General features: G+C 51.9%; 10 protein-coding genes and 1 rRNA gene. 3 read left to right on the forward strand and 8 right to left on the reverse strand.

Going from position 1 to position 12,188, the window contains the following annotated elements:
• Window positions 1-56: 56 nt before the first annotated feature.
• A 16S ribosomal RNA gene (locus LCF41_RS21835) occupies window positions 57-1,597 on the reverse strand.
• Window positions 1,598-2,076: 479 nt separating this feature from the next.
• On the opposite strand from LCF41_RS21835, the gene LCF41_RS21840 reads away from it, so the two are divergent.
• Entirely contained in the window at window positions 2,077-3,399 is a 1,323-nt protein-coding gene (locus LCF41_RS21840) for an IS4 family transposase (RefSeq protein ID WP_225086320.1), read from the forward strand.
• A gap of 50 nt (window positions 3,400-3,449) precedes the next feature.
• Here LCF41_RS21840 and rbsR read toward each other — a convergent pair whose 3' ends face one another.
• The 7 genes from rbsR to LCF41_RS21875 all read right to left on the reverse strand — a co-directional run bounded on the left by rbsR (window position 3,450) and on the right by LCF41_RS21875 (window position 9,863).
• A complete protein-coding gene (rbsR, locus tag LCF41_RS21845) occupies window positions 3,450-4,445 on the reverse strand; it encodes a ribose operon transcriptional repressor RbsR (protein WP_225086321.1) in 996 nt (331 codons plus the stop codon).
• Between the two features lie 3 nt (window positions 4,446-4,448).
• Window positions 4,449-5,375, reverse strand: a complete 927-nt coding sequence (rbsK, locus tag LCF41_RS21850; RefSeq protein WP_039546223.1) for a ribokinase — start codon at window positions 5,373-5,375, stop codon at window positions 4,449-4,451.
• 74 nt (window positions 5,376-5,449) lie between these two features.
• A complete protein-coding gene (gene rbsB / locus LCF41_RS21855) occupies window positions 5,450-6,337 on the reverse strand; it encodes a ribose ABC transporter substrate-binding protein RbsB (RefSeq protein ID WP_225086322.1) in 888 nt (295 codons plus the stop codon).
• Between the two features lie 25 nt (window positions 6,338-6,362).
• Entirely contained in the window at window positions 6,363-7,331 is a 969-nt protein-coding gene (rbsC, locus tag LCF41_RS21860; protein ID WP_225086323.1) for a ribose ABC transporter permease, read from the reverse strand.
• A gap of 7 nt (window positions 7,332-7,338) precedes the next feature.
• Entirely contained in the window at window positions 7,339-8,844 is a 1,506-nt protein-coding gene (gene rbsA / locus LCF41_RS21865; RefSeq protein ID WP_225086324.1) for a ribose ABC transporter ATP-binding protein RbsA, read from the reverse strand.
• Window positions 8,845-8,851: 7 nt separating this feature from the next.
• A complete protein-coding gene (rbsD, locus tag LCF41_RS21870) occupies window positions 8,852-9,271 on the reverse strand; it encodes a D-ribose pyranase (protein WP_039325667.1) in 420 nt (139 codons plus the stop codon).
• 196 nt (window positions 9,272-9,467) lie between these two features.
• The gene (locus LCF41_RS21875; protein WP_225086325.1) at window positions 9,468-9,863 is read right to left on the reverse strand and encodes a YgiW/YdeI family stress tolerance OB fold protein; all 396 of its coding nucleotides are present in this window, start codon (window positions 9,861-9,863) and stop codon (window positions 9,468-9,470) included.
• A gap of 257 nt (window positions 9,864-10,120) precedes the next feature.
• Between LCF41_RS21875 and qseB the strand changes: the two genes are divergently transcribed.
• Both qseB and qseC read left to right on the forward strand, forming a co-directional pair.
• A complete protein-coding gene (qseB, locus tag LCF41_RS21880) occupies window positions 10,121-10,783 on the forward strand; it encodes a quorum sensing response regulator transcription factor QseB (RefSeq protein ID WP_225086326.1) in 663 nt (220 codons plus the stop codon).
• Entirely contained in the window at window positions 10,780-12,129 is a 1,350-nt protein-coding gene (gene qseC, locus LCF41_RS21885) for a quorum sensing histidine kinase QseC (RefSeq protein WP_225086327.1), read from the forward strand. Before qseB ends, qseC begins: the two co-directional genes overlap by 4 nt.
• Window positions 12,130-12,188 lie beyond the last annotated feature (59 nt).

Consider the following 12,188-nt stretch of genomic DNA (forward strand, 5'->3'; position numbering starts at 1 on the left):
CGTTATTTTCATCAGACAATCTGTGTGAGCACTTCACTCAACCCACATCTTCTTGGTAAGGAGGTGATCCAACCGCAGGTTCCCCTACGGTTACCTTGTTACGACTTCACCCCAGTCATGAATCACAAAGTGGTAAGCGCCCTCCCGAAGGTTAAGCTACCTACTTCTTTTGCAACCCACTCCCATGGTGTGACGGGCGGTGTGTACAAGGCCCGGGAACGTATTCACCGTAGCATTCTGATCTACGATTACTAGCGATTCCGACTTCATGGAGTCGAGTTGCAGACTCCAATCCGGACTACGACGTACTTTATGAGGTCCGCTTGCTCTCGCGAGGTCGCTTCTCTTTGTATACGCCATTGTAGCACGTGTGTAGCCCTACTCGTAAGGGCCATGATGACTTGACGTCATCCCCACCTTCCTCCAGTTTATCACTGGCAGTCTCCTTTGAGTTCCCGGCCTAACCGCTGGCAACAAAGGATAAGGGTTGCGCTCGTTGCGGGACTTAACCCAACATTTCACAACACGAGCTGACGACAGCCATGCAGCACCTGTCTCAGAGTTCCCGAAGGCACCAAAGCATCTCTGCTAAGTTCTCTGGATGTCAAGAGTAGGTAAGGTTCTTCGCGTTGCATCGAATTAAACCACATGCTCCACCGCTTGTGCGGGCCCCCGTCAATTCATTTGAGTTTTAACCTTGCGGCCGTACTCCCCAGGCGGTCGATTTAACGCGTTAGCTCCGGAAGCCACGCCTCAAGGGCACAACCTCCAAATCGACATCGTTTACAGCGTGGACTACCAGGGTATCTAATCCTGTTTGCTCCCCACGCTTTCGCACCTGAGCGTCAGTCTTTGTCCAGGGGGCCGCCTTCGCCACCGGTATTCCTCCAGATCTCTACGCATTTCACCGCTACACCTGGAATTCTACCCCCTCTACAAGACTCTAGCTTGCCAGTTTCAAATGCAGTTCCCAAGTTAAGCTCGGGGATTTCACATCTGACTTAACAAACCGCCTGCGTGCGCTTTACGCCCAGTCATTCCGATTAACGCTTGCACCCTCCGTATTACCGCGGCTGCTGGCACGGAGTTAGCCGGTGCTTCTTCTGCGGGTAACGTCAATCGGTGAGAGTATTAATCTCACCGCCTTCCTCCCCGCTGAAAGTGCTTTACAACCCGAAGGCCTTCTTCACACACGCGGCATGGCTGCATCAGGCTTGCGCCCATTGTGCAATATTCCCCACTGCTGCCTCCCGTAGGAGTCTGGACCGTGTCTCAGTTCCAGTGTGGCTGGTCATCCTCTCAGACCAGCTAGGGATCGTCGCCTAGGTGAGCCATTACCTCACCTACCAGCTAATCCCATCTGGGCACATCTGATGGCGCGAGGCCCGAAAGTCCCCCGCTTTGGTCCGAAGACGTTATGCGGTATTAGCTACCGTTTCCAGTAGTTATCCCCCTCCATCAGGCAGTTTCCCAGACATTACTCACCCGTCCGCCGCTCGTCACCCAAGGAGCAAGCTCCTCTGTGCTACCGCCCGACTTGCATGTGTTAGGCCTGCCGCCAGCGTTCAATCTGAGCCATGATCAAACTCTTCAATTTAAGATTTGTTTGATTTGCTGAACTCGTCAGCGATGCTCAAAGAATTAAAACTGTTTATTCGTAATGAATTTACTGTTGTTCACTCTTCAAGACTTTTTATATCGTCAAGATACGGTCTTGTGAGTGCCCACACAGATTGTCTGATTAAATTGTTAAAGAGCAGTGCCACAATCTCTCGTGGCGCGGGTCGCATATACTATGCTAATCCGCTTTAAAGTCAAGTCATTGCTGACTGCTTTATGAAATCTTTTTTCTGTCATCACAACTGCGTTTGCGCTGTTGCCGTGTCAGTGGAGGCGCATTATAGGGACTTCTCGCCGCCTGACAAGCGCTAAATGCAAAAAAATTATCGAGTGGGGATTTTTTCAGCAAAGCGCATTAAAAGACGCCGTTATGCCTAATGCCGATCGTTTAAGGATTAGTTGAACGATCCAGCCGTTGGTGTAAAAAAGGTTCATGACATTCATGGACCTTTTTTTATGCAACTTTCTCAGGCTCTTGGCATTATCAATCTTACTGCGCCGGAACAGATTCACACTCTGGCTGATCTCCTACCCGTTAGCATGATTGAACAGGCATTAACGCTCACTGATACCGTCACGCTGCGCAAGCGAAAACTCTCCCTTGAGTCCATGGTGTGGCTGGTTATTGGCATGGCCGTATTCAATCAGCGCCCTCTTTCCCACATCGTTAATCTCATGGATATCGCTGATCGCTCAGGCACCCCGTTCATCGCCCCCAGTTCAGTCATACAACGGCGGCAGATGCTCGGTGAGGCTGCTGTCAGAGAACTGTTTGATATCACACAACGACACTGGAACGAACAGGCTCAGCACCCACAATGGCATGGGCTTAACCTCTTTGCCGTCGACGGTGTGGTCTGGCAAACGCAGGATACACCGGAAAATGAGGCGGCCTTCGGCAAGGCCTCCAATCAGCACGGCGACAAGGGTTACCCGCAGGTGAGAATGGCTTGCCTGATGGAACTGAGCAGTCATCTGATAACTGCCAGTGCGTTCGGCCGCTACGATGTCAACGAGATGCGGCTGGCAGCAGAGCTGACCGGAAAAACACCAGATAACAGCATAACCCTGTTCGACAAAGGGTTTTACTCCGTCGGTTTACTGCATCACTGGCGAACAGCAGGGGAAAATCGGCACTGGCTGCTGCCGTTGAAGAAAAATACGCAATACGAAGTGATAAGCAAGCTGGGCAGGCAAGACAGACTGGTACGGATAAAGACATCGCCGCAGGCGCGTAAACAATGGGCGACGCTGCCGGAGAGCATCACAGCGCGGTTGTTAACGAAGACGATAGAAGGAAAAACGCGAGAGGTGCTGACGTCACTGACGGACCCGATGCGTTATCCGGCGGCGGAGGTGAACGCCCTTTACGCTCACCGATGGGAAATCGAGTTGGGATATCGCGAGGCGAAACAAGGCTTGCTGGGTAACAGGTGGCATTTACGGAGCAGACTGCCGGAAATGGTGAGGCAGGAGTTGTGGGGCGTGCTGCTGACGTACAATCTGGTGCGTTATCAGATGGTGAAAATGGCGTTTACGCTGAAAGGAGATTACCTGCCGTATCAGTTGAGCTTCAGCGGCGCCCTGACGGAAATCTGGCGATTACTTATCGGTCTGCCGGGTTCATCACCGGGTGCGATACCAGGACATCTGAAGCATTTTTATGAGCAGGCAATCTATCTGGTATTGCCGTTAAGAAGGGAGCGAAGTTACCCCCGAGAAATCAGGGGAAGACGAGCGAAATATCCGTTAAAAAACAATGCCGGTCACCTTAAGTGACCGGCATTAGCCGTTATGCCGGATTTTTCGCCGCTAATTGGGAGAAAATCTCACCGTACAGACTGACGCACCATTAATTCCGGCGTCAACACCAGCGCATTAGGTTCAGTATTGGGATGTTCCAGACGATACAAAAGTGTATCCACCGCCAATTCGCCGAGTTCATCCTTCGGTTGGTGAACAGTAGTAAGAGGTGGAGACATATAGCGGGCCAGCTCAATGTCATCGTAACCCACAACCGCCATGTCTTGCGGAATAGAAAGCCCAGCCTGATAAAGCGCATGGTACACGCCAACGGCCATCGCATCGTTACTGGTGAATACCGCTTCAGGTTTATCTTCCAGCGCTAACAACTGCTGCATAGCGCGGTAGCCCGCTTCAAACTCAAAATCGCCGAAAATTTCATAGTCAGCGGGAATGAATAGCCCAGCGAGCTGCATCGCCTGCCGATAGCCTTCTAATCGGTTATAGGCGGTCGTCTTATCTTTCGGACCCGCAATGCAGGCTATCTTTTTATAGCCACGAGAAATGAGATAATTGGTCGCGATCTCCCCACCGAGCAGAGAGTTATCTTTAATAACGTCCATGACGCCTTCAAAAGGTGCCCAATCCATCATAACCATAGGTATAGAAGGATAGCGACTCATCATTTCAGGCAAAGGGCGATGGCTTTCAGTGCACATCAACAGTACGCCGTCGACCCGCTTTTGCAGCAGCGTTTCGAGACTATGGCTCATTCTGTCGCGATCGCCTTCGGTGTTGCACAGAATCAGGCTATAGCCTCGCTCATAACAGCAGCGCTCTACGCCACGAACCACTTCGGCATAAAACGGGTTATTACTGGCAGTGAGCAACATGCCGATGGTGCGGGTCTGGTTTATTTTCAGACTTCTGGCCAGCGCAGACGGCGCATAGTTGAGATCCTCAACGGCCTTCATCACTTTGTCGCGAATGGTATCGCTGACAAAGCGATTGTTATTAATGACGTGAGATACGGTAGACGTAGAAACGCCCGCAAGACGGGCGACATCTTTCATGGTGGCCAAAGATCACCCCTGGGTTTGCAAAAATGCGTCGATCTCTTCACGCCACGGGACAGAGGGCTGAGCACCTCGGCGAGTAACGGCTATCGCAGCTGCCGCATGGGCAAATTTTACTGCGGAGGACATCGGTTTATTTTCCAGCAATGCAGTCACTAACGCGCCATTAAAGGTATCGCCAGCAGCAATAGTATCCACGGCTTTTACACGATAGCCCGGAATTCGCTGACCCTGACCGTTTTCACTTAACCATACGCCACGGCTACCCAATGTGATGAGAACCGTTTCAATGCCTTTATCGTGCAGAACCTGTGCTGCGCGAGCCGCATCGTCTTCCGTCTCAACGGTAATTCCCGTCAGGAACTGTGCTTCGGTTTCATTCGGCGTGATCATATTGACCAGCGATAACAGTTCATCGGGCAGTTCACGGGCAGGGGCGGGGTTCAGAATCACTTTTGTTTGGTGTTCATGCGCGAGTTTAGCGGCCGCAATAACCGTTTCCAACGGCGACTCAAGCTGCATAAGCAACGCAGAAGCATCAATAATGTGTTGCTGATGACGATGAAGGTAATCAGGCGACACAGCAGCATTCGCACCGGCGTTAATCGCAATCATGTTCTCAGCGTCGGCGTTAACAAAAATCAGCGCAACACCGGTTGTTTCCCCGGAGATAGCCTCGACGGCGGAAACATCAATATTATCCTTGGATAGCTGCTGGCAAATACGGGTACCGATATCATCTTCTCCGACGCAGGCAATAAAAGCGATGTCTGCACCGCTTCGACCAGCGGCAACGGCCTGATTGGCACCTTTCCCACCGAAAGCAACGCTATATTGCTCACCGATCACCGTTTCGCCTGGACGGGGGAATTGCTCAAGATTGAGAATATGGTCAGCATTAATACTGCCCAGCACCACCAGCTTACCCGTTTTCATTATGTCGAATCCCGCTACTACGTTAATAATGCGCCACCACAAACGGGTGGCGCGAGCCCTGCTTTATTCTTTAATTATTTTGCTACCAGCTTCAGGTCAACCGGAATGATGGCCTGCGTTTTTTCGCCTTTCAGCACTTTCGCCGCTGTCTCGATACCGATCACACCAATCTGATCAGGACGCTGAGCAACCGTTGCCGCCAGCTTGCCTGATTCAACGGCCTTCACGCCATCCTGCGTACCGTCAAAACCGACGACCAGCACATCTGTTTTGCCGGCGGTTTGCAGTGCACGCAGTGCACCCAGCGCCATTTCATCGTTCTGAGCAAATACCGCCTGAACGTCAGGGTGCGCGGTCAGCAGGTTCTGCATCACGTTCAGCCCTTTAGTACGATCGAAGTCGGCCGGTTGGCTGGCCAGCATCGCGAATTTATTTTTCTCAGCAGATTTCATGAAGCCTGCACCACGCTCGCGTGCGGCAGACGTTCCAGCGATCCCTTCCAACTGAATCACTTTAGCGCCTTCACCCAATTTCTTGGCAATGAAGTCACCGGCAACTTTACCACCGAAGGCGTTATCAGAAGCAACGTGGCTCACAACTTCACCACTGCTGGCAACGCGGTCCAGCGTAATAACAGGGATCTTGGCCTGGTTCGCCATTTTAATCGCATTACCGGCCGCATCAGAATCAGTTGGGTTGATGAGCAGAACTTTGGTTCCACGTACCGTCAAATCCTGAACGTTAGCCAGTTCTTTTGCGGGGTTATTCTGAGAATCCAGCACGATCAGCTCGTAACCCAGTTTGTCGGCTTCTTTCTGCGCACCCTCTTTCATTGAAACAAAGAACGGGTTATTCAGCGTAGAAACCACCAGCGCAACCGTATCTTTGGCCAAGGCATTAGCACTGACAGTCGCGCTCAGCGCAACAGCGGAAACCAGAGTAGCCAGCTTTTTCATATTCATAACTCAATTCCTGTGTGAATGAAGGTTATTTACTGCTTTTGTTATCTACCAGAACCGCCAGCAAAATAACGACTGCTTTAACGATCATTTGGTAGTAAGAAGAAACACCTAATAAATTCAGTCCGTTGTTGAGGAAACCAAGGATAAGTGCGCCGATCAGCGTGCCAACGATACGCCCTTTTCCTCCAGCCAGACTGGTACCGCCCAATACCACAGCCGCAATAGCATCCAGTTCATACCCTGTGCCTGCCGTAGGCTGTGCAGAGGACAAACGAGCGACTTCGATAATTCCCGCCAGAGCAGACAGCAGCCCACACAGGGAATAGACAATAATCTTGATTTTATCAACGCTGATGCCGGACAAACGGGTAGCAGATTCATTGCCGCCCAGCGCATAGATATAGCGTCCAAGGCGTGTGTGGTGCAGCATGTACCAGGCCGCCGCGAACACGATAGCCATGATCCAGATGGGTGTCGGAATCCCCATCGGACGACCGATGCCGAACCAGCCAAATGCATCCGCCACGTCGGAAAAGCCGGTATTAATCGGGCTACCGTTGGTATAGACCATCGTCACGCCGCGCAGTAACAGCATCATGACCAGCGTGGCGATAAACGCCTGCACTTTTCCTTTGGAAACAATGACACCGGTGCCCGCACCAATCAGCGCCCCCAGCGCCAGCGCGCCAAACACGGCCACCAGCGCATTGACTTCAAGCCCGACAATGGAAGCCGCGACCGCACCGGTCAACGCCAGCAGTGACCCCACCGACAAATCGATGCCTGAGGTCAAAATCACCAGCGTCATGCCAACGGCCATGATGGCGTTCACCGACGTCTGCTGAAGAATATTGAACAGGTTGTTCAGGGTGAAAAAGTTAGGGCTCATGGCGGAAACAATCGCAATAAGGATCAGGAGCGCGATCAGCGATTTCTGCTCCAATAACCACTCTTTGCTGAACCAGCGTTTTGCCGCGATAGGTTGAGAACTCATGTCTGACTTACTCCTGCTTTGTGCCGTATTGCTTACCAACGGCCGCAGCCATCAGTACTTCCTGGGTTGCCTGCTCAATCGGGAAATCACCGCTCAAGCGCCCTTCATGCATCACAATGATGCGATCGCTCATTCCCAAGACTTCGGGCATTTCGGATGACACCAAGATGATACTCAGCCCTTCTTCTTTGAATTGATTGATTAACTGATAAATTTCTTTCTTCGCCCCGACATCGACACCACGCGTCGGTTCATCGAGGATCAGGACATTCGGACGCGTCATCAGGCCGCGGGCTATCGCCACTTTCTGCTGATTACCGCCGGAAAGCAGGCCAATAGGCTGCTCCATTGATGGCGTTTTAACGTTGAACAGGCGAATAAAGTCGGCAACCGTCAATTGCTCTTCGGCGTGTTTCAACCGACCGCCCGCATGGCTGAAATAACGCAGTGCAGTTAAGGACATGTTTTCTTTTACCGACATGCCCAACACCAGACCATCACGCTTACGATCTTCCGAGATGTAAACGATACCGTTCGCCAAACCATCCTGCGGTTTACGGGTCACCACATCGCGGCCATCAAGCGTCACATTACCGCCAGTCCGCGGCAGTGCGCCGTAAAGAATCTTCATCAGCTCGGTACGACCCGCGCCCATTAGCCCGGCAACACCCAGGATTTCACCTTTCCGCACCGTAAAGCTGACGTTATCAACGCCCGGCCCAGACAGGTTTTGTACCTTAAGGCGAACCTCTCCCGGTTCTTTACTCGAACGTGGGTACTGATCTTCCAGCTTGCGGCCCACCATCATTTCAATCAGCGTATCTTCCTGTAAGTCACTAACCGGACGCTCGCCGATAAACTGGCCATCGCGGAACACGGTAATGTCATCGCAGATTTCAAAGATTTCTTTCAGACGGTGGGAAATATAGACAATGCCGCACCCCTGAGATTGCAACTCTTTGATGACACTAAATAGCGAAGCGGTTTCGGTATCCGTCAGAGCATCGGTAGGTTCATCCATGATGATGACTTTCGATTCAAAGCTCAGCACCTTGGCAATTTCCACCATTTGCTGATCGCCAATCGATAACTCTCCGACCATACGACGGCTGTCGTAGCGCAGATTAAGGCGCTTCAGCAGCTTGTCGGCTTCCGCATACATCTTATTCCAGTCGAGACGGCCAAAGCGGTTGGTAAATTCGCGACCAAGAAAGATATTCTCGGCAATCGTGAGCTGGGGAATCAGGTTAAGTTCCTGATGGATGATACCGATACCTGCTTCCTGGGACGCTTTCGGCCCGTTGAAATCCACCTCCAGCCCCAGAAAATGGATACTACCGGCATCTTTACGGTAGATCCCGGTCAGGACTTTCATCATGGTGGATTTGCCCGCACCGTTCTCGCCCACCAGCGCCATCACTTTTCCCGGATAGACGTTAAGCGCCGCACCGGACAGCGCCTTAACGCCGGGAAAAGATTTCGTGATGCCTTGCAGTTGCAGTAAAGGTTGCATGGATGCCTCAGAACGTTACGCCAGCACAAAGGATGACATTGGCATACGGAGAGCATTCTCCGCTGCGAATGATGGCCCGGCTTTTGCCGCTTTGGGTTTTAAATTCTTCATGGCTGACATAGTGCAATGCAATTGAGTTTCCCTGGTGTTGTTCAAGTTGCTTCAATTGATCGAGTAATGCGTCATGGACTGCGGGGTTCTTCTCAATTATCTCTTCCGCCAGAATAGCGGCCTCAACCTGCATTTCACTGGTGACCACACTCACCACCTGCAAAAACGTCGGCACGTTGTGCGTCAACGCCAGATCGATACGCGTCGTTGTTTCAGGAATCGGTAAACCCGCATCACCAATAACAAGGCTATCGGTATGGCCCAGTCGAGCAATCACGGAAGAAATATCTGAATTCAATAATGCTGCTTTTTTCATCTTTTCACCCCACCAGCGAAACGTTTCGCTAATAACATTCTAGAAAAAGAAGAGAGAAAGGCAACGGAGAGATAAAAAAAATGTGATCGCTATCGAAACGTTTCGCTAACAAAAAAATAAAGAGAACAAGAGGCGGTTATAGAAGATAGAGCAATGACGGGCAAAAGCCCGCCAATAGGGAATTGAGGATAACGATTTAGAGTTTACGAATCTGCTTCACATCCAGTTCGACGGAATTGAAGTCTTTATCCAGTTCCCCCTGAATTTCCACTTTATCAGTGGGTGAAATCATCTGGCCATTCCAGCGCTTGTGATCGATCTCAACCTCCATCGTGCCTGTCGAATCGCGGAACAGGTAGTTCTCATCACCGATTCGTTTTTCAATATTGCCGCTCAGCGTAACCCAACTGTCGTCACGCAGATCTTTAGCCTTATCTACCGTCGTAAGGGAACCCTGCGAATCGATGAATCCCCCTTTATGCGTGCCAACCGCCGGCGTTTCAGGGTTGACGAACCCACCGCCACTTTGCGCGGCAAATACCGGTGCAGAAACCAGAGCGGTAATGGCAAGTAACGCAGCTGCTTTTTTCATATTTACCTTCCTTATTTTGTCTGTCGTTTCGAGTCAACGATTTCGCAGTCAGCCTGCGGGAGTAATTGGTCTTCGGGAAGGATTAAAACAAACCGTTCTTAACAGAATCTTAAGGAATCAGCGTCTGCATTTTTATTTTTTTATATTGCCGAAATCGCCCGATTTCAGCGATTTGTCCTGTACATGCCGCCTCCCGATTTCGTATAAAACCGGAAAAGGCGCAAACGCGACAGCAGCACATTTCCTGTGAGGCAGCCATGAGAATATTGTTAATCGAAGACGATCGCCTGATTGGCGACGGCCTGAAAGCAGGCTTAATCAAACTGGGTTTTAATATTGACTGGTTTACGGAAGGCAAAGCGGGTGCCGCGGCCTTGAAGGCTGCCCCCTATGATGCGATTGTGCTCGATCTCAGCCTGCCGGGTATGGACGGAATGGATATCCTGCGCCAGTGGCGTCAGGCTGGGCATGACGAACCGGTGCTGATTCTGACCGCTCGGGATGCGCTGGAACAGCGTGTGGAAGGGCTCCAGCAGGGTGCCGATGATTATTTATGTAAGCCCTTTGCGCTGACAGAAGTGGCCGCTCGCCTTCAGGCGCTGATTCGCCGCCGTCACGGTCAACTTCAACCGACATTAACGCACGGCGCGGTGTCCCTGGAGCCGGGTTCGCGGAACGTCACGCTTAACAATGAGCCGTTGATATTGAAATCCCGCGAACTGGCACTGCTGGAACTGTTTTTGCTCAACCCAAACCGCGTACTCACACGCGCGCAGTTGGAAGAAAAACTCTATGGGTGGGACGATGATGTCTCCAGCAATGCGGTAGAAGTGCATATCCACCACCTGCGCAAAAAGTTAGGTGGCGGGTTTATCCGTACCGTGCATGGCGTTGGCTACATTCTGGGAGATGCGCCATGAACCGACTCAGCCTGCGTTTACGCCTGATTGCGGGTTTTACGCTGCTGACGCTGATTTGCTGGGGCGTTGCCAGTCTGCTTTCGTGGTATCAAACGCGTCATAACATCAATGAGCTATTTGATACCCAGCAAATGCTGTTTGCCAAACGTCTGGCCACCATGAACCCCGATGAATTGCGAATCCAGCCGATATCTTTGCCCAAAACCAAGAGTTTGGTGCACAAGAACCGCGGCAAACAGGACGACGATGCCCTAGCCTTCGCCATTTTTACTCGCGACGGGAAGATGGTGTTGAATGATGGTGAGAACGGCAAAGATTTCATTTTTGATTACCAGCGAAACGGCTTTACCGACGGCAAATTGCGCGATGACAGTGACGCATGGCGCATCGTCTGGTTAACGACGGCAGATGATCGTTACGTGATCGCTGTCGGGCAGGAGTGGGAATACCGTCAGGACATGACGCTGGATATTGTAAAAACCAACCTGATGCCCTGGCTGTTCGCCCTACCCGTCATGCTGGCACTACTATTCTGGCTGGTCACACGTGAACTCTCACCGCTAAAACGTATAACCGCCGAGCTTCAGCAACGTTCCCCCGACGACAGTACACCGCTGGCGACGCAGCACATTCCACAAGAAGTTCGCCCGTTGGTTAACGCGCTGAACCACCTGTTTTCCCGTATCAGCGACATGCTGGTTCGAGAACGCCGTTTTACCTCCGATGCCGCTCACGAATTGCGTAGCCCGCTGGCGGCGCTGAAAGTCCAAACCGAAGTCGCGCAATTGGCGCATGACGATGAAGCCATGCGCCGCCATGCCCTGATCAATCTGGACAAAGGGATCGAACGGGCCACCCGGCTGGTGGATCAACTCCTGACGCTGTCTCGACTGGATGCCGACGCCTCCCCCGAAGAGATACAGCCCGTTCAGTTTAATGACTTACTGCAACAGGCGGTGATCGCGCACTACCACACGGCGCAAACCGCAGGTATCGAACTGACGCTGGATTTACCGGACACCTCGGTCATTCGACAGGGCCACCCGCTGCTACTAACTCTGCTGGTACGCAATCTGCTGGATAACGCTATTCGCTACAGCCATGAAAGGGGAACGGTAAGCCTGACGCTGACAGCGCGCGGCTTTCAGGTTGCCGATAACGGACCGGGCATTAGCGAGGAGGCGCTGGCAAGAATTGGCGAACGTTTTTATCGTCCGCCGGGGCAAGAGAAATCCGGTAGCGGTCTGGGGATTTCCATCGTCAACAACATCGCTAAATTGCACCACATGCGGGTCACGTTCACCAATCAGCCCGGAGGCGGGCTGATCGTGTCAGTGAATTGGTAAAGGTTCTAAGACGTTACGTAGAGGTAAGATCGAGATACACGGTCGACCACGGGGCGAGG

The organism is Pectobacterium colocasium (assembly GCF_020181655.1).
Lineage (GTDB): Bacteria > Pseudomonadota > Gammaproteobacteria > Enterobacterales > Enterobacteriaceae > Pectobacterium > Pectobacterium colocasium.

Bases quoted from the DNA above. Each gene is read 5' to 3' on its own strand.
- rbsA (WP_225086324.1), bottom strand. From the start codon at position 8,844: ATGCAACCTTTACTGCAACTGCAAGGCATCACGAAATCTTTTCCCGGC.
- qseC (WP_225086327.1), top strand. From the start codon at position 10,780: ATGAACCGACTCAGCCTGCGTTTACGCCTGATTGCGGGTTTTACGCTG.
- rbsC (WP_225086323.1), bottom strand. From the start codon at position 7,331: ATGAGTTCTCAACCTATCGCGGCAAAACGCTGGTTCAGCAAAGAGTGG.
- rbsB (WP_225086322.1), bottom strand. From the start codon at position 6,337: ATGAATATGAAAAAGCTGGCTACTCTGGTTTCCGCTGTTGCGCTGAGC.
- rbsK (WP_039546223.1), bottom strand. From the start codon at position 5,375: ATGAAAACGGGTAAGCTGGTGGTGCTGGGCAGTATTAATGCTGACCAT.
- LCF41_RS21875 (WP_225086325.1), bottom strand. From the start codon at position 9,863: ATGAAAAAAGCAGCTGCGTTACTTGCCATTACCGCTCTGGTTTCTGCA.
- qseB (WP_225086326.1), top strand. From the start codon at position 10,121: ATGAGAATATTGTTAATCGAAGACGATCGCCTGATTGGCGACGGCCTG.
- rbsD (WP_039325667.1), bottom strand. From the start codon at position 9,271: ATGAAAAAAGCAGCATTATTGAATTCAGATATTTCTTCCGTGATTGCT.
- LCF41_RS21840 (WP_225086320.1), top strand. From the start codon at position 2,077: ATGCAACTTTCTCAGGCTCTTGGCATTATCAATCTTACTGCGCCGGAA.